The sequence below is a fragment of the Actinomadura fulvescens genome, assembly GCF_039533225.1.
In the GTDB taxonomy this organism is placed as follows: domain Bacteria; phylum Actinomycetota; class Actinomycetes; order Streptosporangiales; family Streptosporangiaceae; genus Spirillospora; species Spirillospora fulvescens.
Genome location: NZ_BAAATD010000002.1, coordinates 748,445 through 771,517, shown reverse-complemented (window position 1 = coordinate 771,517; position 23,073 = coordinate 748,445). Strand labels below are relative to the sequence as shown.

The window sequence follows — 23,073 nt, the reverse complement described above, 5'->3', positions numbered from 1 at the left end:
TTGCGCTGCGCGTCCCCTCCGTACGACATGGATTGGACGCTCACCGTGCCACCAGCGACCAAGCGCAAGAGAGGCGAGGGCCAGTGGGCCCTCGGCTACCGCGAACCTCTCAACAAGAACGAAGAGAACAAGAAGAACGACGACGGGCTCAACGTCCGCCGCCGGATCATCGACGTCTACTCCAAGGCGGGGTTCGACTCGATCGACCCGGCCGACCTGCGCGGCCGGTTCCGCTGGTTCGGGCTCTACACCCAGCGCAAGCCCGGGATCGACGGCGGCAAGACCGGCAGCCTGCCCGACGAGGAGCTCGACGACCGCTACTTCATGATGCGGGTGCGCATCGACGGCGGGCAGCTCAGCGCCGAGCAGCTGCGGGTGATCGCCGACATCTCCACCAGGTACGCGCGCGGCACCGCCGACATCACCGACCGGCAGAACGTGCAGTACCACTGGATCGCGATCGAGGACGTCCCGGCGATCTGGGAGGCGCTGGAGTCGGTCGGGCTGTCCACCATGGAGGCCTGCGGCGACACGCCGCGCGTCATCATCGGCTGTCCGCTCGCCGGGATCGACGCCGACGAGGTGCTCGACGGCCGCCCGCAGATCGGCCAGATCCACGACCTCTACATCGGCTCGCCGGAGTTCTCCAACCTGCCGCGCAAGTTCAAGACCGCGGTCTCGGGCTGCGCCGCGCACTGCACCGTCCACGAGATCAACGACGTGGCGCTGGTCGGCACGGTCAACGACGAGGGCGAGGCCGGCTACCAGGTCTACGTCGGCGGCGGCCTGTCCACCAACCCGATGTTCGCCAAGAGCCTCGGGGTCTTCGTCAAGCCCGAGCAGGCGCACGAGGCGTGGAAGGGCATCATCTCGATCTTCCGTGACTACGGCTACCGGCGGCTGCGGCACCGCGCGCGGATCAAGTTCCTGGTGAACGACTGGGGCGCGGAGAAGTTCCGCGAGGTGCTGGAGAAGGAGTACCTCGGATACGCGCTGCCCGACGGCCCCGACCCGGCGCCACCCGTCCGCCAGCGTGATCACGTGGGCGTCCACCCGCAGAAGGACGGCGACTTCTACGTCGGCTTCGCGCCCAAGGTCGGCCGGGTGAACGGCCCGCTGCTCAGCGCGATCGCCGATCTGGCCGAGCGCTACGGCTCGGGCCGGGTGGCCACCACGGTCGAGCAGAAGATGGTCATCCTGGACGTGCCCGAGGCCAACGTCGAGGCGCTCTCCGCCGCGCTGGCCGAGCACGACCTGCAGGTGAAGCCGTCCACGTTCCGCCGCCAGACCATGGCCTGCACCGGCATCGAGTACTGCAAGCTCGCGATCGTCGAGACCAAGCAGCGCGCGATGGACCTCATGGACGAGCTGGAGAAGCGGCTTCCGGACTTCGACCAGCCGCTGACCATCAACGTCAACGGCTGCCCCAACGCGTGCGCCCGCATCCAGGTCGCCGACATCGGGCTCAAGGGCCAGCTGGTCGTCGACGACAACGGCGACCAGGTCGAGGGCTTCCAGATCCACCTCGGCGGGCAGCTCGGCGCCTCGTTCGGCAAGAAGGTCCGCGGGCTGAAGACCACCTCGGCCGGGCTGACCGACTACGTCGAGCGGGTCGTGCGCAACTTCGACGCGCAGCGCACGGAGGGCGAGACCTTCGCCGCCTGGGTGCAGCGCGCCGACGACGCCGATCTCAAGTAACGGACAGCCGGAAATGAGCGAACGTGCCGCGCCGTTCTACTGCCCGTACTGCGGAGAAGAGCACCTGGAGCCCTACGCGGAGGACGGGACCTGGTTCTGCCGGGACTGCGTCCGCGCCTTCAGGCTCAAGTTCCTCGGTGTTGGAGCCCCCCAGACGCACAAGGAGATTCCCCGGTGACTCTGCTGGAGACTGACAGACCGACACTCGACCTTGAGGACATCGTCGAGTCCGCCGCGACCGCGCTGGAGGGTGCCCCGACCCTCGAGGTGATCCGGTGGGCGGCGGCGACCTTCGGAGACCGCATCTGTCTGACCTCCTCCATGTCCGACGCCGCGCTGATCCATCTGGTGTCGAAGGTGAAGCCGGGGATCGACGTGCTGTTCGTCGACACCGGCTACCACTTCGCCGAGACCATCGGCACCCGCGACGCGGTGGAGGCCGTCTATCCCGTCAACGTCATCAACGTGACGCCCACTCGCACGGTCGAGGAGCAGGAGGCCGCGCTCGGCCCCCGCCTCAACGGCCGCAACCCGGACCTGTGCTGCCACCTGCGCAAGGTGGAGCCGCTGGGCAAGGCGCTGGAGGGCTACATGGCCTGGTTCAGCGGCATCCGCCGCGAGGAGACCGCCAGCCGCCGCAACCGCCGCGTGGTCGAGTGGGACCGCAAGCGCGGGATGGTCAAGGTCAACCCGATCCTCGGCTGGACCCAGCAGCAGATGGACGACTACATCGAGGACAACGGGGTGCTGGTCAACCCGCTGCACTACGACGGCTACCCGTCGATCGGCTGCGAGCCCTGCACCCGTCCCGTCGCCCCGGGCGAGGACCCGCGCAGCGGACGCTGGGCGGGGATGGGAAAGACCGAATGCGGCATACACCTGTGACGCCGCCTACGCCTGTGACCCTGCGTTCGCCGGCGACCATGCGTTCGCCGGCGACCGTGCGTTCGCCCATGCCCGCGTCGTCGCCCGTGGCCGTGTCATTGTCTGCCGCCCCGCCGATGGTCGCGGTCGCGCACGGGAGCAAGGACCCGCGTGCCGCCGCGACCGTCGCGGAACTGCTGACGGCCGTCCGGGCGCGCCGTCCCGGCCTGCCGGTGCTGACGTCCTTCCTGGACCACGCGCCGCCGAGCCCGGTAGGCGTTCTGGACGGCCTCGCGCAGCGCGGCGCCGACGAGGCGATCGTGCTGCCGCTGCTGCTGACCGCCGCCTACCACAGCAAGTCCGACATCCCGGGGGTTCTGAACGAGGTCCGCACGCTGCGTCCCAGGCTGGCGCTGCGCACCGCGGGCACGCTCGGACCGCATCCGCTGCTGATGGCCGCGCTGGAACGGCGGCTCACCGAGGCGGGCGTGGAGATCGGCGACCCAGGCACGGCCGTCGTGCTGGTGTCGGCCGGGTCGAGTGACCCGGCGGCCAACGCGACGATCTGGGGCATGGCGCGCGAGTGGCGCGCCCGCGGCTGGCGCGGCGTGGTCCCCGCGTTCGCCTCCGCGGCGCGGCCCACCCCCGCCGGCGCGGTGTCCGCGCTGCTCGACGCGGGCGCGCCGCGCGTCGTGGTGGCGTCCTACTTCCTCGCGCCCGGTCACTTCGCCGACAAGGTACGGCGCGAGTCGCTGGCCGCCGGGGCCGCGGCCGTCTCGCCGGTGCTCGGCGCGGCGCCCGAGCTGGCCGACCTCGTCCTGCACCGCTACGACGAGGTCCGCGCCGAGGTGCGCAGGGCCGCCGCGGTCTGACGCCGGTTCAGCAGTCGCCCGCGCAGGTGCCGCTGTAGACGGCCACGGTCCACGGGCTCGTCCCGGGCCTGTGGCTGGCGAGGTAGTCGGTGAGGCTGACCTGACCGCTGCCGCCGACGGTGGCCGACTCGCCCTCGTCCATGTACTCGATCACGTTGCTCTTGACCGTCCCCTTGGGCAGCACGACCACCTCCAGGACGTGCCGCTCGCCCTCCTTGAGGGTGGCGGGGTGCAGGTCGGAGCTGTCGACGGACTCGGGCGGCTCGCTCTCACAGTCACCGAACGAGCCGTAGCCGCCGTCCCCGTCGGTCTGCTCGATCACCTCGTAGCCCGGCCGGCACTGGATGATGTACGCGGTGTCGGGCCCGACCGGGGTGAACTCCACGCGCATCATCTTGCCCGTCTCGGTGAAGCTCTTCATCGCGATGCGCGTCATGCCCTGGTAGGCGGCCGGCGGCGGCCGGCCGTCGCCCGGATGCGACGGGCGGTGCGGTGCCTCCAGCGCCTGCGTCGGCTCCTGTCCGGTGCCCGGCAGGACGTAGACGCCGCCGACCGCCAGCGCCGCCGCCGTCACGCCGAGCGCCGCCCCCGTCGTGACCCGGCGCCGGCGTCTGCGGAGGATGCGCCTGTGCACCTGGGCCATCCGGTCGGCGTTGCGCGGCGCCCCCTCGCTCTCGTGGTCGAGGATCGCGCGGAGGTCGTTGATGGAACGCGTCATGACAGTCCCTCCACGGGGATCGGCGAGACGATCTCGGGATCGACGCGCAACTTGGCCAGCGCCTTGCTGGTCTGGCTCTTCACGGTGCCGACCGAGCAGTTCAGGATGTCGGCGACCGCCGCCTCCGAGAGGTCCTCGAAGAAGCGCAGGACCACCACGGACCGTTGCCGCGGCGGCAACCGCCCCAGCGCCGCCCAGATGGCCGCGCGTTCGTCGGCCGCGCCCATCGGATCGGCAGGGTCGGCCGCGTCCGGCGGTTCCGCGGAGGGGATCTCCCCCCGCCAGCGGCGTTTCCACCAGGACGCGTGCGTGTTGACCAGCACGCGGTAGACGTAGGGGTCCGGGTCGCCGCCGATCCGCCCCCAGGCACTCCACACCTTCGACAGCGAGGTCTGCAGCAGGTCCTCGGCGAGGGCCCAGTCACGGCAGAGCAGGAACGCAGTTCTCAGCAACCTCGGTGACCGCTCCGCGACGTACGCGGTGAAGTCCTCCCGATCCCGCATGGACCCCGCCTCCCCAGACACCCCTGTCCCTACTACCGACTGGAGATCCAGAACGGTTGCCCGCGTTCCGTGGCCGATCGGGGCGATCAGGCGTCGGCGGCGGACAGGGTCGCCAGGAGACTAGCGCCAAGCCAAGGCCCCACGGCACTCGCCGATCGCCCGCGTCCCGGGCCGCGGATGACGGGCGAGCGGGCCGGTCACCGGGGGGGCGGGTGGACGCCGGTCACCGGGGGGCGGGTGGCCGGGGAGCGGGGTCGAGGTCGAGGTCGAGGTCGAGGAGCAGGCGGATCAGGTCGGTCAGCGCGTGCGGTGACAGGGACGGATCGACGGCGCGGCGGAGGCCCAGGCCTATGCCGAGGCTGAGCAGGGTGTCGGCCAGCTCGCCCGCCGGGAGGGGCAGCGTGAGATCGCGGCGGCGGGCCTCCTCCTCCAGCACCATGCGCAGGGCGCCGACCCAGGCGCGGCCGCCGCCGGCGACCTTGTCGCGGAGCGCCGGGTCGCGGCGCGTGGCGTGGATGGCGAACTCGGCCTCCAGAAGGGTCCAGCCCGGATCGCCGATCGTGCGTTCCGCCCAGGCGTCGAACACGGCGAGGCGGTCCTCGTCGGAGCCGTCGCCGCGGAAGGCCTCCATGATGGCGTGGACCTGTTCGGCGCGGACGGCGTCGATGACGGTCTGGCAGAGCTCGTCCTTGGTGCCGAAATTGGAGTAGACGGCGCCCTTGGAAAAGCCCGCGGCCTCCGCGACCTTCTCCAGCGAGGTGGCGTGATAACCGTCACGCAGGAAGAGCTGCCGGGCCGTGGCGATCAGCAGCTCGCGCGTGCGCGCCTGGCTCTCCACCCTGGTCAGTCGCACCATTCCGCCATCCCGGAAGTCGTCAGAATCCAGATACCCAAGGTATCTCATGCGGCTGACGTCTTATATTGGTGCATATTGACATCTCGTCCAAATGCCAAATACCTTCGGTATCTCGATTCAGGGCCGGCAGAGGAGCGAACGGTGGAACCGGACCACGAGGTGGCCGTCGTCGGCGCCGGGTTCTCCGGCCTGTGCGTCGGCATCAGGTTGCGGCAGAAGGGCGTCCGCGACTTCGTGATCGTGGACGCGGCACCGAGCGTCGGCGGCGTGTGGCGGCACAACACCTATCCAGGCGTGGCCGTGGACATCCCCTCCGCCACCTACTGCTACTCGTTCGAGCCCAACCCGTCCTGGTCGCGTTCGTTCGCGCCCGGCGCGGAGGTGCGCGCGTACGCCGAGCACTGCGCCGACAAGTACCGGCTGCGGCCGCATCTGCGCCTCGGCACCAAGGTCGAGAAGGCCGTCTTCGACGAGGACGCCGACCTGTGGCGCGTGCACACCGGTCAGGGCGTGTTCACCGCGAGGTTCCTGGTGGCCGCCGTGGGGCCGCTGGACCAGCCCAAGAACCCGGACATCCCCGGCATCGCCGCGTTCACCGGGAAGGTGATCCACACCGCCCGCTGGGACCACGACCACGACCTGCGCGGCGAGCGCGTCGCCGTCATCGGCACCGGCGCGTCCGGCCTGCAGGTGATCCCCGAGATCGCGGCGGTGGCCGAACGGCTCGACGTCTACCAGCGCACGCCGATCTGGGTGCTGCCGAAGGTCGACTTCGCCATCCCGCCCGCGGTGCGGGCGCTGTTCCGCGCGGCGCCCCCGGTGCAGCGGCTCGTCCGCTTCCTCACCACGGTCGCCTCCGAGATCATCATGGTGCTGGGCATCGTGCACTACAGCAAGGTGCCGTTCCTCGTCCGCGCGACCGAGGCCGTCTGCCGCGCCCACCTGCGCCGCCAGGTGCCGGATCGACGGCTGCGGCGCCGGCTGACCCCCGAGTACGGCTTCGGCTGCAAGCGGCCGTCGTTCTCCAACCGCTACTTCCCCACGTTCCTGCGCGACAACGTCGAGCTCGTCACCAGCGGGATCGAGCGGATCACCGAGAACGGGATCGTCACCGCCGACGGCACCGAACGGAAGATCGACACGCTGGTGCTGGCGACCGGGTTCAAGATCCTGGAGCTGGGGGCGATGCCGGCGTTCCCGGTGGTCGGCCTGGGCGGCGTGGAGCTGGGCGCGTACTGGGACGAGAACCGGTACCAGACCTACGAGGGCGTCGCCGCGCCGCAGGCGCCCAACTTCTGGCTGATGAACGGCCCGTACACGGTCACCGGGGCGTCGTGGTTCTCCATCATCGAGGCCGGCGGCACGCACATCGTCCGCTGCATCGCCGAGGCGCGGCGGCGCCGGGCGGTGCGCATCGTCGTCAAGCGCCGCCCGCACGACGCGTTCACCGCCGACATGCGCCGCCGGATGAAGGGCACGATCCTCGCCCAGCCGAGCTGCGCGCGCTCCAACTCCTACTACTTCGACCGGCACGGCGACACCCCGTACGTCCGGCCGCAGTCAGGCTTGTACGTTTGGCGGCGAAGCCGAAGCTTTGACCTGGACGACTACGAGTACGCCATCCCGCAGCCCCCACCCAACTAACAGGCCCCGCCTACTGCCATCGTGCGCCTGGTATTCAGCAGCTGAAAGGAAACCTTCCATGGCCCTTCTTCGTACCGCCGGAATCGCCCTGGCCGCCACCGGCGCCGCTCACTTCGCCGCTCCGAAGGCGTTCAAGCCCGTCTCCAAGCTGGCGTTCCCGAACGACACCGACGCGTGGATCAAGCGAAACGGCGCCACCGAGGTCGCCCTCGGCCTCGCCCTGACCACCCAGAAGACCCGCAAGGCCGGGCTGGTGGGCACCGCCGTCTACACCGCCTGGCTCGGCGCGCGTACCGCCTACAACCGCAGGTCCTCGCACTGAGGGACTACTTGTGCGGGTCCTTGCGACCTTCCCACCAGTTCGCGAGGGCCCGCCGCACGGGCGCGTTGTGCTCGTCGTCCACGATCTTCACATCGCCCATGATCGCCTGAGCCCGGACCCGGACCACCGGCACCCGCGGCCCCGGCGCCGCCTCGCGCACCTGCACCTTGCGATCACCCATGAACGCGTAGCCGCTCAGGTCGACCATCACCCCGTCCGGCACGATGACCTTCACGTCGCCCATCACCGCGGTGGCCACGACGGTGACCTCGCCCGTCGGGACCTGCGCGCCGCGCAGGTCGAGCACCACGTCGCCCATCACCGCGAGCGCGGTGAGCTCGGCGTCGATGCGCCCCGAGATCCGCTCCTTGCAGTCGCCCATCACCGCGCTGAACCGGCGCTGGACCTGCAGCGGCGCGGGCGCGGCGCCCGGCGCCCCCATGCCGGGCAGATCCGCGGTGATCGTCTCCAGGTCTCCCCTGGTCACGGCCGTGTAGGCGGCCTCTGTCCGCGCCGTCAGCTCCTCGAACGTCAGCCGTCCCTCCACCGAGGCCACCCGCAACCGCTCGACCACCGCCTCGCGTTCGGCGTCGGAGGCACGCACGGACTCGGGCGCGACGCGAGGGCGTGCCGTCGCGGGATCCGCCGGACCCTGCGAGGTGAGCCGGGACGGTTTTCCCGGCTGCGGACTGGGCTGACTCATGACTTCGAAGGTATGCCCCCCGCATGGCCGGGCAATCCGACCCGCGAACGAGATCACCCCGGGTCTTCAGGAGGATGCTCCGTATCCCCTCGGCGCTACACTTTTCCCTCAGCTGATAAGAATCTGTAAGATGCGATGCCATGACGCACGAGGTGTTCAACCAGGTTCCCCCGCTCGTCGACTATGACGTCGCGGACGAACCCGCGCTCCTGGACGCCCTCCAGCGCGAGGGCGCGGGCTGGGCGGCGGCGGAGGTCCACGAGCTCGGCCGCCTCGCCGGCACCCACGAAGCCCAGGAATGGGGCCGCCTGGCCAACGAGCACAAGCCCGTCCTGCGCACCCACGACCGTTACGGGCACCGCATCGACGAGGTCGAGTTCCACCCGGCCTGGCACGAGCTGATGAACGTGGCCGTCACCCATGGTCTGCACGGCGCGCCCTGGGCGTCCTCCCGCCCCGGCGCCCATGTCGCACGCGCCGCCAAGTTCTACGCCTGGCGGGTAGACGCCGGCCACGGCTGCCCCATCTCGATGACGTACGCGGCCGTACCGGCGCTCCGCCAGAACCCCGACCTGGCCGCCCAGTACGAACCTCTCCTCACCACGCAGGCCTACGACCCGGGCCTCCGCGCGCCTCTCACCAAGACCGCCCTTCTCGCGGGCATGTCGATGACCGAGAAGCAGGGCGGCAGCGACGTCCGCGCCAACACGACCCAGGCCACCCCCACCTCCGACGGCACCTACCGTCTCGTCGGCCACAAGTGGTTCACGAGCGCGCCCATGTGCGACGTCTTCCTGACCCTCGCCCAGACGTCCAACGGCCTGACCTGCTTCCTCGTCCCCCGCGTCCTGCCCGACGGCACCCTCAACCCGCTCCGGCTGATGCGCCTGAAGGACAAGCTCGGCAACCACTCCAACGCCTCGTCCGAGATCGAGTACGAGAACGCCGTCGCCTACCGCGTGGGCGACGAGGGCCGCGGCGTCCGCACCATCATCGAGATGGTCAACATGACCCGTCTCGACTGCGTGATCGGCGCCGCCGCCGGGATGCGCCACGGCCTCGTCATCGCGACGCACCACGCCACCCACCGCCAGGCGTTCGGCAGGTACCTCGTCGACCAGCCGCTCATGCGCAACGTCCTCGCCGACCTCGCCATCGAGTCCGAGGCCGCCACCACCGTCATGATGCGCCTGGCGGGCGCCACCGACCGCTCCGTACGCGGCGACGAGGCGGAGACGGCCTTCAAGCGCCTGGGCCTGGCGGTCACCAAGTACTGGGTCTGCAAACGCTGGCCCGCCCACGCCGCCGAAGCCCTCGAATGCCTGGGCGGCAACGGCTACGTGGAAGAGTCCGGCATGCCCCGCCTCTTCCGCGAATCTCCCTTGAATGGCATCTGGGAGGGTTCGGGCAATGTCGCCGCCCTCGACACCCTTCGCGCCATGGCGAAGGAGCCCCAGACAGTCGATGCCTTCTTCGCCGAACTCGACCAGGCCACCGGCGCGGACCCCCGCCTGGACGCCGCCGTCCAGGCGGCCAAGGACTCCCTGACCGACCTGGAAACGATCGAACACCGAGCCCGCCGGGTCGTCGAGCACCTGGCCGTCACCCTCCAGGCATCACTCCTGATCCGCCACGGCCACCCCGCCGTCGCCGAAGCGTTCTGCGCCACCCGCCTGGCCGGTGACTGGGGCCACGCCTACGGCACCCTCCCACCCGGCCTCGACCTCTCCCCCATCATCGACCGAGCCACCCCCAAGACCACCTGACCTCCCCCAGGACGTGCGGCCGGGGCCTTCGATGGGGCTTCATGGACCCGGGCAACGTCGTCTGGTTCGAGATCAGCACCGCCGACGCCGAGGCGGTGAAGGCCTTCTATGGCGACCTGCTGGGGTGGAGTTTCGCGGCCGCCCCGGACTCCTCGGTGGGCGGGGCCACCTACACCCGCGTCATGGCGCCGGGGATCCCCGACGTCACCGTCTTCGCCCGGCTCACCGACCCGCGCGGCAACCGGTTCGGCCTGGGCGCCATGCCCGTCCAGAACGCCTGAGCCCGCCAACAACGCCAAAGTGTGGCCACGACGACTCCGCCGCGCAACGAACGAGCTGGAGAAGACATGAAGATCGCTCTGCTGGGGACCAACTTCGGCCAGGCGCACGCCGCCGTCTACGCCGCCCGGGACGACGTCGAGGTGGTGATGTTCGGCCGCGACCCGGACAAGACCGCCCAGACGGCCGGCAAGTTCGGGTTCGCCGCCTCCACCGACACCGATACCGCCTTCGAGGGCGACTTCGACCTGGTCGACATCTGCCTGCCGATCAAGCTGCACGCGCCGTACGTGCTGCGGGCGCTGGAGGCGGGCAAGCACGCGCTGGTGGAGCTTCCGCTCGCGGACAACCTCGACGACGCCCGCCGCGTGGTGCAGGCCGCCGAGCGCTCAGACCGGCAGGTGTTCGTGGACATGTTCGAACGGTTCATCCCGAGCAGCCAGGCGCTGGTGGACGCCGTCCGCGACGGCACCTACGGCCGCCTGGAACAGCTGGTCATGTGGAACCAGACCGCCCACCTGTGGCCGGGCGCCTCGCTCGGCCTGAAGACGCTGCCGCTGGAGGCCATGCACAGCGACATGGACATCGTCGCGCGCACCCTCGGCATGCCCGACCAGGTCAACGTCACCACCGTGGCCCGCGACGACGACTCGGCCGCGATCGACGCGGTGCTGAGCTTCGACGGCGCTTTCGCCCGCGACTCGGTCTCGTCGCTGATGCCGATGTCCTGGGGTGCGCGGGGCGGCTACACGGCCTCGTTCGAGAACGGCGTGCTGGACGCTTCCTCGGCGATGGGCTTCGACGGCAAGCCGACCGGCGGCGTCACCGCCTACACCGCCGACGGCGCCCGCGAACTGGAGCTGCCGCCCGCCGACCAGTACACCGCGATGATCGACCACGTGCTGGCCGTGCTGCGCGGCGAGGCCGACAACCAGATCGGCCCGGCCAGTGCGCTGGACGCTCTGACCCTCACGCTCGACATCGACGCCAAGGTCAACGGCCGATAGCCGGACATGCCACCGATCAGGCTTTGGTCGCCTGCTCGTGCCCGTCGTGCGGCGGGCCAGGAGGTCCTTTCTCGGCCGCCGCGACCACGCCACCAGCGAGCCGAACCAGGAGAAGCTGAAGACCAGCAGATGGCCGGCGGGCCCCGGGAGGTACGCCAACACCGCCCGAATCCATCGACCTGCAAACCAGGAAGGAAGACCCGTGGACATCATCCACGACGCTCCACCCGCCGCCCCTGAACAGGCGAAATGCGTGTTCTGCGAGATCATCGCCGGGCGCGCACCGGCCTCGGTCGTCCGTGAGTGGCCCGAGATCATCGCGATCCGGCCGCGCCACCCCGTCACTCCCGGGCACGTGCTGGTCATCCCGCACACCCACGTCAGCGACGTCGGCGTCGATCCGGACGTCTCCGCCCGCACCATGGCGGCCGCCGCCCAGCTCGCCGGCGAGCTGGACGCCGCGAACGTCATCACCAGCCGAGGCGCCGCCGCGACCCAGACAATCCGCCACCTGCACCTGCACGTGGTTCCCCGCCAGCACGGCGACGGCCTGCCGCTGCCCTGGACCCCCCAGCACCCCGCTCGAACCTCCGGAGGCGCCCGATGACCGGCCCCTTGACCATCGTCTGGGCCCGCCAGCCCATCCCCCCGGGCGGGCCCAGCGTGTTCCTGGCCGGCCCCACCCCGCGCCACGGCGAAGTCCCGTCCTGGCGGCCCGCCGCCATCGAGGCCCTGGCCGCCCAGTGGACCGGGCCCGAACCGCTGACCGTGCTCACCCCCGAATCCCGGGACGGCATCCGCGCCGCGCACTACGACGACCAGGTCGACTGGGAGACCGAGGCCCGCGGCGCGGCCTCGGTGATCCTGTTCTGGATCCCGCGCGACCTGCGCACCATGCCGGGCTTCACCACCAACGTCGAGTTCGGCCTCGACGTCACCACCGGCCGCGCCGTCCTCGGCTGCCCGCCCGACTGCCCCGACCCCGAGCGCAACCGCTACCTGATCTACGTCGCCCGACGCCACGGCGTCCCCGTCTGCGACACGTTGCCCGGCACCGTGGGCGCGGCACTCGCCCTCGCCACTGGCCACCATCGTCGCGGGTAGTCGCCCGGGCCGCGATCGCGCGCGGCGGAGCGTCGAGCTTGCAGGTCAGGGGCGGGTTGGGACAGCTCCTACGATGCGGTGTTGACCTGGCCCCGCGGGGCCGGGTTTACGGTCGGTCGCGTGCGATGGAGCGAACATGCGGGCTAGTGAGGCGGCCAGGGCCGCAGGTGTCACGAGGAAGGCCTTGCGGTACTACGAGGCGGCCGGGCTGCTCACGCCCAGCCGTCTGGCCAACGGCTACCGGGAGTACTCACCGACCGACGTCCGGCTCGCGGCCGAAATCCGCAGCCTGACGGCGATCGGGCTCACCCCCAAGGAGACCAGACCGTTCCTGGACTGCCTGCGCGGTGGGCACGACAGCGGTGACGACTGCCCGGAGTCGCTGGCGGCCTACAACCAGAAGATCCGCGCACTCGACCGCCTGATCGCCCGCCTCGCCCACACACGCCAACAGCTGGCCCAGCAGTTGCGCGCCGCGGCCGGCCGACCCATGACCGACGACCAGGAGGACCCTGTGCTGCCCCCAGCCGACCCGCTACCGGACAACCTGCCCGCACCGGCCGACGACGGAGCCGCCGATCACCTGCCCGGCCGGCAGCTGCCGCCGCTGACGTTCGTCGCGACCGACGGCTCCCAGATCCGCCTCGACGCGGCCTGCGCCGGACGGTGGATCCTGTTCGTCTACCCGCTCACGGGCGACCCGGCGGCCGACATCCCGCAGGGATGGAATGAGATTCCCGGCGCGCGCGGATGCAGCCAGGAGGCGTGCAGTTTCCGCGACAACCTCGCCGAGCTGCGCGAGTGCGGCATCGACCGGGTCATCGCGCTGTCGTCCGACCGCGCGGAGTATCAGCAGGCGCTCGTGCGGCGGCTGCACCTGCCCTACCCGCTGCTGTCGGATCCCGACCACTACCTGAGCCGGACCCTGGACCTGCCGACGTTCGAGGCGAACGGCACAACGCTCTACAAGAGGATCACCCTGGTCATGCGCGGCGCGACGATCGAGCACGCGTTCTACCCGATCTTCCCGCCGGACACCCACGCGCAAGAGGTCGTGAAATGGCTGCGCGAGCGGCCATGAGCGGCCCGCGCCGAACGAGGTCGAACGGGCGCTCGGCGACACCAGTTGCGCCCACCTCGTGGAAAGTCCGCACATCTCGGTCACTCATCAGGAGTTCGGCGAGGACGTGCGGGACGGACGGGGCCGGGGTGGTGTGACGTCTAGGCCAGAACGTCGGTGAGCCAGTCGTAGACCAGCGCGGACGTCAGGGCGATATTGCTGAGCCCGCAGTGGCTGTCGGCGCCGTGTTCGGTCGCCAGGCGGTGGAACGCCTTGGCCGGGACGGTGAGTTGCTCGTGGAACCGGCGGGCCTGGCGGCGGGCGACGGCGTTCTCGCCGTCGGAGGACAGGGTCAGCGTGGGGCAGGTGATCTGGGGCACCAGTCCGTCGAGGGCGAAGGATCGGGCGAGCCGGTGGAAGTCGGCGAAGCTCTGGGCCCCGGTGGTCCAGAGCATGTAGTTGTCCATGGTGGCGTGCAGGGCCCAGTCGGTGCCGCCTACCTGCTGGTAGAGGTCGTTCCAGAATGCGGCGGGGGCGTCGCTGGACGCCGGGACGGGCAGTGCCGAGGCGAGCGCATCGAAGATCAGGGCGTGGAAGTCGGTGATCGGCGCGTTGGCCACCAGGGCGGCGACGCGCGTGTCGCAGGCGGCGGCGCGGGGGGCGAGGTAGCCGCCGAAGCTCAGCCCGTACAGCGCCAGCGCGTCGGCCCGTACCTCAGGCCGGGCGGCCGCGTAGTCCAGCACGGCTGCGAACGGCACCTCGGAGTCGGCCCGGAAGACCTGGGCGGGGTGGTGGTGCAGCACGCCGCGCTGGCCCGGACCGTGGAACAGCACGACGTTGAGCCCGCGGGCCAGCGCGTACGGGACACCGGCCAGGAAGTACAGCTCTTCGCCGTGGCCGTCGCCGCCGCCGGAGATGATGACGGTGGGACGCGGCGTGCCCGAGTCGTCGGCGGCGAAGAAGTAGCCGGGCAGGTCAACGCCGTCCTGGTACGGGATGGCGATGCGTTCGGCGGGGGTGTCGAGCAGCCGCAGCGCCCGGTCGAAGTGGGAGACGCTCTCGTCGTAGAGGGCGGTGAACTCTTCGGTCTGGTGGCGATCGAAGTAGAACTCGGCGGTGCGCAGGTAGTTGTAAGCGCGATGCAGGAACGTACGTGCCGTACGTGGACGACGGGCGGCCAGCGCGTCATCGGCCATGCCGGCCGCGAGGCGGCCCTGCTGCGTCCAGGCTTCGACGAATGCCTCGCGTCCCCCGCCCTGTCGGGCGATCTTCCGGGCGACGTGCACGACCTCGCCGGCGGAGGCGGCCTCGAAGTCGGCGTAGGCGAGGGTGCGCAGATAGGCGAAGTCCTGCATCTCGCTGTCGGCGAATCCGAGCCGGTTGATCGTCATAATGCTGTCGGTGGCCATGAAAGCTCTCCTGTATCGATCGGCCGTTGCCCGATCCAGCGTCGGGCCGCCGATCGCCCGCCTGCCACCCGCAACTGGGCGGAGATGTTGCGGGAGGCGACACGGGAGGGTGAATGTCGCATCGCGAGGGCGGGCTTCAGCGGGCGCGCACCCGCCGGCTCATCCGCCAGGCGTTCATCGAGCTGGTGGAGGAGAAGGGCTTCGGCGATGTCACCGTGGGCGACATCGCCGGCCGCGCCCTCATCAACCGCGCGACGTTCTACCGCTACTACCAGGACAAGTACGCGCTGGTGGAGGAGATCTTCCAGGACGTCATCTCCGAGCTGCCCTCCGGGCTGGGTCCGGCCGGCCGCCTGTCGGTGCAGGACCGGATCGCCGGCTGGGCGCAGTTGTTCGATCATGTGGATCGGCATCACCGGCTGTACGCGGCGCTGCTCGGGCGGCGCGGAGACCCCTGGTTCGCGGCGCGGTTGCGGGAACGCTGCGTGGAGCTGGCCCGCGACCGGCTCCACGGCGTCCGCGATGACATCTCAGCGGACGCCGGGCAGCTTGAGCTGGTGCTGGCCGCCGGCCTGACCCTCGGCGCGATCACGTGGTGGCTGGAGCACGATCGCCCCCTGCCCGCCCGCCAGATGGCCGAGGCGGTCGTGCGCTTCGCCACTCAGGGCTACTTCGGCGCCCTGGGCCTCGACGTTTTCCCGCCCGGTGCTTGATGGACGTCCTGGCCGCCGCCGACGCCCGAGGCCGTTCACGACCTCTACCGGGGCAGATCCTCAGGCTTCGGTTGATGTCAAGATCGCAGAGCCACGACGTTGCCATCGTTTATCGATGACGAAGGCGACAAAACCGGCCAAGGGATCGCAGTAGCATCTCAGCGATCATCACGCCGCCCCCCGATCCCGGAGAGAGCCTCATGTTCCCCAGGGCACGTTCCGGTCGGTGGGCCGGGTTCCTGTGCGCGGTAGTCGCGACCGTCACCTTCTCTGCGATCCCGGCCGAAGCCGCTTCCCCCGCGAAGCCGCCGGCGCCCGTACCGACTCCGGGTCGTGTCCTGGAGCCGGCGCCCAAACCTGACGGGTCCGCGCCGGCTTCGGTCCGGGCCGCCGCCGGTGTGCCGGTCACGCCGTACAGCAGCCTCAACACCCTGTTCCAGAACTACGGCAACAGCTCAGGTCAGTGGAGCGGCGGTGACGGGACGCAGGCGCAGCGGCTTTCCGACGGCCGCGTGGTCTGGTTCTTCAACGACAGCTGGTACGGAACGGTCGAGTCCAACGGCACGCGCAAGCCGTTCACGACGGTGATGCCGCGCAACATGCTCGTCATCCAGAACGGCACCACGCTGACCTCGGTCGCGGGCAGCGGCGGCGACAAGACCATGGTGGCGCCTTCGACCAACGGCGATTGGCTGTGGGGCGGCGACAACATGGTGGTGGGCGGCACGGTCTACAAGTTCTACCAGCGGTTCAAGGCGTCCGGCGGCGGCGCGTTCGGCTTCTACCCGACCGGCGTCGAGATGGTGGCGATGCCGGTCTCCTCGCTCACGAACCCCGCCACGTTCACCAAGGTCTCGATCCCGGCGGCACGATGCGATGCCAGCCCCAACGTCGGCTCCAGCTGCCTGCTGTGGGGTACGGCGCTCCACAGCACCTCGTCCCACACGTACATCTACGGCACCGAAACGGTCGTCACCAGCGGCTCACCGCAGAAATACCTGCACATCGCCCGGGTGCCGCTTGGCCAGTTCACCGCCGCCTGGGAGTACTGGAACGGCTCTGGCTGGTCGAGCAGTCAGGCCGATTCCAAGCGGATGATGAACGGTGTCGCCGAGGGATTCTCGGTCACCTACAGCGGCGGCCGGTACGTGCTGCTGACCCAAGGTCTGGAAGGCGGCCTGGCAGGCAACATGGTCGCCTACTACTCCAGCACGCCGACCGGCTTCACCGGCGCCGGCAAGTCGGTTCTCCACATGACGCCGGAGACCACGACGGACTGGGGCGACTGGACGTACGAATACCGGATCATCCCGCACCTGAGCAGCGGCTCCACGGTAGTGGCCAGCTACAACGTCAACTCCCAGTACAAGGACGGCGCCTGCATGGGCCGTAACTACTACACCGCGTCGGTCTATCGCCCCCGCTTCATCCAGTTCACGTTGCCGTCCTCTCCGGTCGGGGGCGCCACCATCGCGCCGACCAAGGCCCCTCTCGGCTCGCCTTGGACGCTCAACCCACCGTCGTACTGCAACGACCCCAGCCAGCCCGGCCCCTCACCGAGCGGGCTGACGGCCACGGCGAGCCCCGGCGCCGTCATCACCATGAAGTGGAACGCCCCCAGCCCGGCGGGCAAGTACTCCTACGACGTCCAGTGGCGCGACGCGACCGCCGGCGAGGCCTGGACCGGCTTCCCGCTGTTCGCGCCCGACAGTCTGAGCGTGCCCTTCAACCAGCTGGCCCACGGCCACCGGTACGAGTTCCGGATCAGGGCGATGACCTGGAACGGCAACGCCAGCCCCTGGTCGGCGACGGTCTCCGCGACCGCGTACCTGAACGCACCGGCCAACGTGACGGCACTCCGCTGGGACAGCGACGAATGCTTCGCCGAGTGGCAGGACAACCAGCCCAACGTGCTGTGGCGCGTCTACTGGCGCGAACTCCCCTCCGGCCCATGGACGCGCGCCACATATCCGACCAGCGAGAAGGGCCTCAGCGTTCACGCACTCAACTCGACCAAGCGCTACGGATTCCAGGTCGCCGCAGAGAACAGCAAGGGCGAAGGCCCCCGCTCCGCAGAGGCAATCTGCGGCCTGCCCTAACCCAACCGGCACCCAATCCACCATGATGGCGATGGCCCGGTTGATCATCACCCTCGAGGAGGGGTCGGCATGACCACGGTCGTGGACATCGATGCCCGCGGTATGCAGCACTGCGAGACGACGGCGCTGGGGGTGCTGCTGCGGCACCAGGGGCTCGATCTGTCCGAGCCCATGCTTTTCGGCCTCGGCTCCGGCCTGTCGTTCATCTACTGGGACAGCAAGAACCTGGGCTTTCCGTTCCTCGGAGGACGGGTCAAGCCGTTCGAGCTCACCAGAAACCTGGCCGCCACACTCCAGCTGGAGCTCCTGGTCCAGGAGACCACCTCGCCCCGCAAGGCGTGGGAGAACGTGGCGGCCTCCATCGACGCCGGCCGGCCCGTCGGATTGCAGCTCGACAGCTACTACCTGGACTACTTCAGCTCGAAGGTTCACTTCGGCGGCCATGTCGTCGCCATGTACGGATATGACGACCACGACGCGTACGTGGTGGACACCGAACAGCAAGGCGGAGCGCTGTCCACCAGCCTGACCGGCCTCGCCCAGGCCAGGGCCGCGCGCGGCCCGATGACAGCCAGGCACCGGTCGTTCACCCTCACCACTGCGGGAAGCCCGCCCTCCCCGCAGGAACAGATCGTTCCCGCCATCACCGCCTGCGCCGACGCCTTCCTCAACCCGCCCATCGCCAACCTCGGCCACCGCGGCATCGAGAAGGCCGGCAAGCTGGTACGCACCTGGCTCCAGCGCACCGACGACCCGCGGCGGGATCTGCCGCAGGCCGCCCTCCTGATGGAGAAGGCCGGCACCGGCGGCGCCCTGTTCCGCAACCTCTACCGCGACTTCCTCGCCGAATGCGGCCAGCTGCTCGACAGCGGCCATCTGCGTACCGGCCACGGGCTGTACGTCGAGGCGGCCCTGCTGTGGACGGAGGTCGCGGCGCTGATCGCCAAAGCCGGTGAATCAGGTGATGAGCAGTGTCTCGTGCAGGCGGGCGGCATCCTCGGCGATCTTTCCCGGATCGAACGCGAGGCCATGCAGGCACTACTCCGCCTGGGGAGGCACCGCACGCCCTGAAGACCGCGCTGGGGTGGCCGCCGAGAGGATGGTGCGCGAGCTGCCGGCCGCGGCGATGCAGCTACGGATTGCCCAGCTCCTGGTGACCGAGGCCGGCTACCGCGATCGACTTCCACCGGTGCGCCTTCGGCGCCGAGGCGAAACCACACAAAATGGGAGAACAGCACATGCCCGACGACGACGTGCTGGAGTCACAACTGCGCTACTACTTTGACGCCAAACCCGACTCCATGGCGATCTTCCGCACGCTTCGAGACCTCATCGAAGAGCAGGGCGAGTCAGAGATGACGGTCGGGGCGCAGATCTCGTTCGGCGTGCGACGCAAGTTCGCCTGGATCTGGCTGTACAACATCACCGGCGCCAATCCACAGGGAACCGTGCAGCTCATGCTGGCTCTGCGCGAACCCGTCGACGAGCCACCCGTGTACCGCACCACCCAGATCGGGAAGACGCGGTGGAACCACCTCGTGGTCGTGCACTCCATGGAAGAGGCCCGCGACCCCCGGCTCCACCCGCTGGTACGCGCCGCCTACGAGTACGGCGCGGCGTGACACCAGCGAGCGTTCTGCCCGCTTCCAGGTGAGCACCGGTCAGGTGACGGATGCGGTGCCCATTGCCGGTGCTGCAGGCTGATGAACGAAGCTAGAAACCACCTAGAGCAGGGGCAACATGATGAATACCGACACTCGCGGCATTCCTGACCGCTACGGATATGCCGCCATCGCACACATCATGGTCGACGGCGCCGACGCGGCGATCTCATTCTATGCCGAGGCCTTCGGCGCACAGGAGCTCTTCCGGATCGCTCGCCCCGACGGGAGCATCCTGCACGCCGAGATCAGCATCGGCGGCTCGGTCGTCATGGTGGGCGATGCGGAGGGGCCTTTCCAAAGCCCTGCCCGAGCGCATGGCACGACGGTCGGCCTGCATGTCTTCGTTGAGGACGTCGATGCGTTCCACGCGCGGGCGCTCGATGCCGGGGCCGAGTCCCTCCAGGCTCCTGCGGATATGTTCTATGGAGCCAGGCAGGCCATGATCAGGGATCCCTTCGGGCACGTGTGGGCGTTCCTCACCCAGCAGGAGGACATCCCGCCGAAAGAGATCGTTCGCCGTGGAACCGAGCTCCTGAGTCCCGCAGGCTAGCGCCTGCCCCAGCCACCTGTATCGCTGACTGAGCGGTTGGCAGACGTTGTTGTTTTTCTGCGTCGCACAGGGGTTGCCCGGTGTCCCGTGCCTCTATACGTTGCCAGAAAACACTGGGAGCTTTGGAGGTCACGGTGCGTGGAGTGACGCGGATCCTGCTGGCGGTCGTGCTCGTGGCCGGCGCCGTCGCGGTGCCGATGCCCGCCCGGGCCGCGCCGCCGGACGGCTGGCGGGAGGCCGAGCTGCCGTTCCTGTGGCCGCGGCGGACCCTGGAGTTCGTCGAAGCGGCCGGGCCCGGGGACGTGTGGGTCGCCGGGGCGCAGGGGAAGGTCGCGATTCCGCAGCCGACCGGCGGGTACTTCTGGACGCTCGGCAACCCCGTCGTCCGCCGCCTGAAGGACGGCCGCTGGCACGAGTACCCGCTCGACGGCTGGCCCGGTTTCAGCGTGCTGACCGGCCTCTCGCAGCACGGCGGCGACGTGTTCGTCACCGGCGCGCCCGACCTGCCGTACGTCGCCAGGTTCGACGGGGCGAGGTTCCGGCCCGTCTCACTGCCCGCCGGTGTGCGGAGGGTGGAGGTGCGGACCGGGCCCGGCGGCACCTGGGCGGTCGCGGGCAAATGGCACGATCGGGCCCTCCTGCGGCTGGTCGGCGAGTCCTTCCAGAAGGTGGAACTCCCCGCCGGCCACCTGCTGCACGACGTCGTGGCCGTCGGGCCGTCCGACGTGTGGGCGGTCGGCCGCCGCGACAAGGGCGACGAGACGGTACCGGCGGCGGTGCACTGGAACGGCAAGACGTGGACCTCGGTCCCCGTCCCCGAACTCTGGCTCTCCGACTCGCTCTACCAGGTCACCGTCACCACGTCCGGCGAGCTGTGGGCGACCGACGCGGGCCGTTCCCTCACCGACGCCGTCCACAACCTGCTGCGCTGGACGGGCTCCACCTGGACCAAGGTGACGCCGCCGAACGGCGGGCGCGGCACGCTCACCTCCGACGGGACCGGCCGGCTCGTGATCGCCGGCGAGGCCTACTCCGACCCCTCCGGCCCGGGCACCGCCGCCGTGTTCCGCCGGACCGGATCCGGCTGGGAGACCATCCAGTTCCCTTCGTCTCCCGAGACCCGCTTCTGGGACGTCGACGGCGCGCCCGGCACCTCCGCCCTGTGGACAGTCGCGCATCGGGACCTGACACCCGTCGTGCTGACGAACACTCCGTAGGCCGTCACACCTGGAGGCCTTGCCGCCAGGTGGGGTGTGCCGGGTGCCAGCCCAGTTCGCGCTTGGCCTTGGCGTTGGACGCGCCGCGCAGTTCGGTCATGAGCACGACCCCGGCCTGTCCGGCGGCCAGCCGTCCGACGAACCGCGGTACGCGCATCGGCTTCTTGGCGCCCAGCATCGCCGCCAGTTCCGGCAGCCATTCGGCGACCGGGGCGGGATCGTCATCGACGATGTTGTAGACACCGGGGCCGCCGTTCTCCACGGCCGCGACCGTGGCCTCGGCGGCGTCGGCGATGTGGACGAACGACCACACGCCTCCGCCGTCGCCGACGACCGGGAATTTGCGTTTGCGGATCATCTCCAGCTGCTCGGAGCCTGGCGCCATGGAGGTGCCGGGTCCGTAGAACGCGCCGTAGCGCAGCACGATCCCTTCCGTCCAGGCGGCGCCCAGCACGGCCTTCTCCAAGTGCCCGATCGCGGCGATCATGGAGGACATCTGGTCGACCGGCGAGGGATCCAGGGGTTCTTCTTCGGTCTTGACCGGCCCGCCGGTCCGGGCGTAGGTGAACGCGCCGTTGCTCTGGGCGACGAACCGTCGTACTCCTGTGGCGCGTGCGGCGGCCAGCAGGTTGTCGGTGCCCTCGATCCGCAGCCGGTCGGTGGCGGCGAAGCTGCGTTCGAAATGGCGGGTGTCGATGTGCCCGATGGCGGTCAGCTGGTGAACGATCACCTCCGGGGCCGCCTGGCGCACGGCCGCCTCGACCTGGGCTCGATCGAGCGCGTCGGCGATGACCGGTACCGCGCCCAGCTGTGACACCCCGGCCTTGTCGGACTCTTTGCGGATCATGGCGAACACCTCGTGTCCCGCGTCGACCAGACGCGGCACCAGCTGCTTGCCCATCGCTCCGGTCGCTCCTGCCACCAGGACTCTCATCGTCGGCTCCCTTGCGCTCCGGTTCGGATTCGTCACTTGAACCGGACGGCCCGCCGTTTCCTGACAGGAGTCGGATGTGATCCGCGTCACAACACGAGCAGAGGCTCTCCACGGTCGGCCGCCGCCCATTGCTCGGTCGCGCGTTCGAGCTTGTCGGGGTTGGCCTGGGTACGGCACGCAGTGATGCCCTCGGCGGTGACCTCCAGGCACATGACGGCGACGACCCGGCCTTTCACGACCGCCACGACGGCGGGTTCGCCATTGGCCGCCCAGGCGTAGATTTCGGGCGAGCCGCCGACGATGGCGCGCTTGGCCTCGGCGGGCTTGAACATTCCCCATACGAACTTCGCGACCGCGGCGGCTCCCTCGAACGCTTTTGTGCGTGCCGGAGCCTTCCCTCCGCCGTCGCCGATGGAGATGGCGTCCTTGGTGAGCAGGCGTACGAGCTCATCGGTCTGGCCACTGGCGGCGGCCGCGAGGAACTCCTCGACGATCCGCCGGGCCTCGGCCTCGTCGATGTCGGCGCGGGCCTTGCCGTACGCGACATGCTTCCTGGCACGGTGAAAGGTCTGCTGGCTGGCGGCCTCGGTGATGTCGAGGATCTCGGCGATCTCCCGGTGCGGGTAGTCGAAGGCCTCCCGCAGCACGTACACGGCCCGTTCGTTGGGAGACAGGCGCTCCATGAGGGTGAGGACCGCGTACGAGACCGATTCGCGCTGCTCGGCGGTGTCGGCCGGGCCGAGCATCGGGTCCCCGGCGAGCAGCGGCTCGGGGAGCCATCGGCCCACGTAGGTCTCGCGGCGTGCCCGCGCGGAGGTGAGCTGGTTGAGGCACAGGTTGGTGAGCACCTTGGTCAGCCAGGCCTCGGGGACCTCGATGCGGTCGACGTCGGCGGCCTGCCAGCGCAGGAACGTCTCCTGCACGACGTCCTCCGCCTCGTACGCGGAGCCGAGGAGACGGTAGGCGATGGCCTCCAGACGGGGCCTCGACAGCTCGAACCGGTCGACGTCGTCCACCGTCAAGGGCATGACGTGATCGTATCGGCCGCGGACTCAGCGTGCAGCGTGTGATCGAGCACGACAGGACCCGCC

The 23,073-nt window shown here is 70.0% G+C and carries 25 protein-coding genes; 18 read left to right on the top strand and 7 right to left on the bottom strand.

What is annotated here, in order from left to right:
* Nucleotides 1-27 precede the first annotated feature (27 nt).
* From ABD333_RS10385 to ABD333_RS10370, 4 genes are all read left to right on the top strand, one after another.
* The gene (locus ABD333_RS10385) at nucleotides 28-1,698 is read left to right on the top strand and encodes a nitrite/sulfite reductase (RefSeq protein ID WP_344540022.1); all 1,671 of its coding nucleotides are present in this window, start codon (nucleotides 28-30) and stop codon (nucleotides 1,696-1,698) included.
* Nucleotides 1,699-1,711: 13 nt separating this feature from the next.
* The gene (locus ABD333_RS10380) at nucleotides 1,712-1,876 is read left to right on the top strand and encodes an Insertion element protein (protein ID WP_344540020.1); all 165 of its coding nucleotides are present in this window, start codon (nucleotides 1,712-1,714) and stop codon (nucleotides 1,874-1,876) included.
* The gene (locus ABD333_RS10375; protein ID WP_344540018.1) at nucleotides 1,873-2,583 is read left to right on the top strand and encodes a phosphoadenylyl-sulfate reductase; all 711 of its coding nucleotides are present in this window, start codon (nucleotides 1,873-1,875) and stop codon (nucleotides 2,581-2,583) included. The genes ABD333_RS10380 and ABD333_RS10375 overlap by 4 nt, the downstream gene beginning before the upstream one ends.
* 68 nt (nucleotides 2,584-2,651) lie before the next feature.
* Complete coding sequence (locus ABD333_RS10370) at nucleotides 2,652-3,434, top strand: sirohydrochlorin chelatase (RefSeq protein ID WP_344540016.1); 783 nt, start codon at nucleotides 2,652-2,654, stop codon at nucleotides 3,432-3,434.
* Nucleotides 3,435-3,441: 7 nt separating this feature from the next.
* Here ABD333_RS10370 and ABD333_RS10365 read toward each other — a convergent pair whose 3' ends face one another.
* The 3 genes from ABD333_RS10365 to ABD333_RS10355 form a co-directional block, all read right to left on the bottom strand.
* Nucleotides 3,442-4,152 (bottom strand): hypothetical protein, encoded by a 711-nt coding sequence (locus tag ABD333_RS10365; protein ID WP_344540014.1) that lies wholly within the window; start codon nucleotides 4,150-4,152, stop codon nucleotides 3,442-3,444.
* Nucleotides 4,149-4,655: a SigE family RNA polymerase sigma factor gene (locus tag ABD333_RS10360; RefSeq protein ID WP_344540012.1), complete on the bottom strand. Its 507-nt coding sequence runs from the start codon at nucleotides 4,653-4,655 to the stop codon at nucleotides 4,149-4,151. Before ABD333_RS10360 ends, ABD333_RS10365 begins: the two co-directional genes overlap by 4 nt.
* Before the next feature lie 223 nt (nucleotides 4,656-4,878).
* Nucleotides 4,879-5,511 carry a TetR/AcrR family transcriptional regulator gene (locus ABD333_RS10355; RefSeq protein ID WP_344540010.1) on the bottom strand — a complete coding sequence of 211 codons (633 nt, stop codon included), beginning with the start codon at nucleotides 5,509-5,511 and terminating at the stop codon, nucleotides 4,879-4,881.
* Between the two features lie 141 nt (nucleotides 5,512-5,652).
* On the opposite strand from ABD333_RS10355, the gene ABD333_RS10350 reads away from it, so the two are divergent.
* Both ABD333_RS10350 and ABD333_RS10345 read left to right on the top strand, forming a co-directional pair.
* A complete protein-coding gene (locus tag ABD333_RS10350) occupies nucleotides 5,653-7,155 on the top strand; it encodes a flavin-containing monooxygenase (protein ID WP_344540008.1) in 1,503 nt (500 codons plus the stop codon).
* A 58-nt stretch (nucleotides 7,156-7,213) separates the two neighbouring features.
* The gene (locus ABD333_RS10345) at nucleotides 7,214-7,477 is read left to right on the top strand and encodes a hypothetical protein (RefSeq protein WP_344540006.1); all 264 of its coding nucleotides are present in this window, start codon (nucleotides 7,214-7,216) and stop codon (nucleotides 7,475-7,477) included.
* Between the two features lie 4 nt (nucleotides 7,478-7,481).
* On the opposite strand, the gene ABD333_RS10340 is transcribed toward ABD333_RS10345, so the two are convergent.
* A complete protein-coding gene (locus tag ABD333_RS10340) occupies nucleotides 7,482-8,180 on the bottom strand; it encodes a DUF1707 SHOCT-like domain-containing protein (protein ID WP_344540004.1) in 699 nt (232 codons plus the stop codon).
* Nucleotides 8,181-8,320: 140 nt separating this feature from the next.
* Between ABD333_RS10340 and ABD333_RS10335 the strand changes: the two genes are divergently transcribed.
* The 6 genes from ABD333_RS10335 (at nucleotide 8,321) to ABD333_RS10310 (ending at nucleotide 13,417) form a co-directional block, all read left to right on the top strand.
* Complete coding sequence (locus ABD333_RS10335) at nucleotides 8,321-9,946, top strand: acyl-CoA dehydrogenase family protein (protein WP_344540003.1); 1,626 nt, start codon at nucleotides 8,321-8,323, stop codon at nucleotides 9,944-9,946.
* Between the two features lie 41 nt (nucleotides 9,947-9,987).
* Nucleotides 9,988-10,227 (top strand): VOC family protein, encoded by a 240-nt coding sequence (locus ABD333_RS10330; protein ID WP_344540001.1) that lies wholly within the window; start codon nucleotides 9,988-9,990, stop codon nucleotides 10,225-10,227.
* A 66-nt stretch (nucleotides 10,228-10,293) separates the two neighbouring features.
* Nucleotides 10,294-11,232: a Gfo/Idh/MocA family protein gene (locus ABD333_RS10325; protein ID WP_344539999.1), complete on the top strand. Its 939-nt coding sequence runs from the start codon at nucleotides 10,294-10,296 to the stop codon at nucleotides 11,230-11,232.
* 202 nt (nucleotides 11,233-11,434) lie between these two features.
* A complete protein-coding gene (locus ABD333_RS10320) occupies nucleotides 11,435-11,839 on the top strand; it encodes an HIT family protein (protein ID WP_344539998.1) in 405 nt (134 codons plus the stop codon).
* The gene (locus ABD333_RS10315) at nucleotides 11,836-12,336 is read left to right on the top strand and encodes a nucleoside 2-deoxyribosyltransferase domain-containing protein (protein ID WP_344539996.1); all 501 of its coding nucleotides are present in this window, start codon (nucleotides 11,836-11,838) and stop codon (nucleotides 12,334-12,336) included. The genes ABD333_RS10320 and ABD333_RS10315 overlap by 4 nt, the downstream gene beginning before the upstream one ends.
* A 136-nt stretch (nucleotides 12,337-12,472) precedes the next feature.
* Entirely contained in the window at nucleotides 12,473-13,417 is a 945-nt protein-coding gene (locus ABD333_RS10310) for a MerR family transcriptional regulator (RefSeq protein WP_344539994.1), read from the top strand.
* Between the two features lie 140 nt (nucleotides 13,418-13,557).
* On the opposite strand, the gene ABD333_RS10305 is transcribed toward ABD333_RS10310, so the two are convergent.
* The gene (locus tag ABD333_RS10305; RefSeq protein WP_344539992.1) at nucleotides 13,558-14,805 is read right to left on the bottom strand and encodes an alpha/beta hydrolase family protein; all 1,248 of its coding nucleotides are present in this window, start codon (nucleotides 14,803-14,805) and stop codon (nucleotides 13,558-13,560) included.
* A gap of 113 nt (nucleotides 14,806-14,918) precedes the next feature.
* On the opposite strand from ABD333_RS10305, the gene ABD333_RS10300 reads away from it, so the two are divergent.
* From ABD333_RS10300 to ABD333_RS10275, 6 genes are all read left to right on the top strand, one after another.
* On the top strand, nucleotides 14,919-15,518 hold the full coding sequence (locus ABD333_RS10300; protein ID WP_344539990.1) for a TetR family transcriptional regulator: 600 nt from the start codon (nucleotides 14,919-14,921) through the stop codon (nucleotides 15,516-15,518).
* A 398-nt stretch (nucleotides 15,519-15,916) separates the two neighbouring features.
* Nucleotides 15,917-17,617 (top strand): DUF5005 domain-containing protein, encoded by a 1,701-nt coding sequence (locus ABD333_RS10295; protein WP_344539988.1) that lies wholly within the window; start codon nucleotides 15,917-15,919, stop codon nucleotides 17,615-17,617.
* A gap of 69 nt (nucleotides 17,618-17,686) precedes the next feature.
* Entirely contained in the window at nucleotides 17,687-18,688 is a 1,002-nt protein-coding gene (locus ABD333_RS10290) for a BtrH N-terminal domain-containing protein (protein WP_344539986.1), read from the top strand.
* Between the two features lie 167 nt (nucleotides 18,689-18,855).
* Nucleotides 18,856-19,239 (top strand): DUF5655 domain-containing protein, encoded by a 384-nt coding sequence (locus tag ABD333_RS10285; protein ID WP_344539984.1) that lies wholly within the window; start codon nucleotides 18,856-18,858, stop codon nucleotides 19,237-19,239.
* Nucleotides 19,240-19,357: 118 nt separating this feature from the next.
* Nucleotides 19,358-19,831, top strand: coding sequence for a VOC family protein (locus ABD333_RS10280; protein WP_344539983.1), 474 nt, complete (start codon nucleotides 19,358-19,360; stop codon nucleotides 19,829-19,831).
* 143 nt (nucleotides 19,832-19,974) lie between these two features.
* Nucleotides 19,975-21,048, top strand: coding sequence for a hypothetical protein (locus ABD333_RS10275; RefSeq protein ID WP_344539981.1), 1,074 nt, complete (start codon nucleotides 19,975-19,977; stop codon nucleotides 21,046-21,048).
* Between the two features lie 4 nt (nucleotides 21,049-21,052).
* On the opposite strand, the gene ABD333_RS10270 is transcribed toward ABD333_RS10275, so the two are convergent.
* Both ABD333_RS10270 and sigJ read right to left on the bottom strand, forming a co-directional pair.
* Nucleotides 21,053-21,982, bottom strand: coding sequence for an NAD-dependent epimerase/dehydratase family protein (locus ABD333_RS10270; RefSeq protein WP_344539979.1), 930 nt, complete (start codon nucleotides 21,980-21,982; stop codon nucleotides 21,053-21,055).
* An 86-nt stretch (nucleotides 21,983-22,068) separates the two neighbouring features.
* Nucleotides 22,069-23,010: an RNA polymerase sigma factor SigJ gene (sigJ, locus tag ABD333_RS10265; RefSeq protein WP_344539978.1), complete on the bottom strand. Its 942-nt coding sequence runs from the start codon at nucleotides 23,008-23,010 to the stop codon at nucleotides 22,069-22,071.
* Nucleotides 23,011-23,073: the final 63 nt, after the last annotated feature.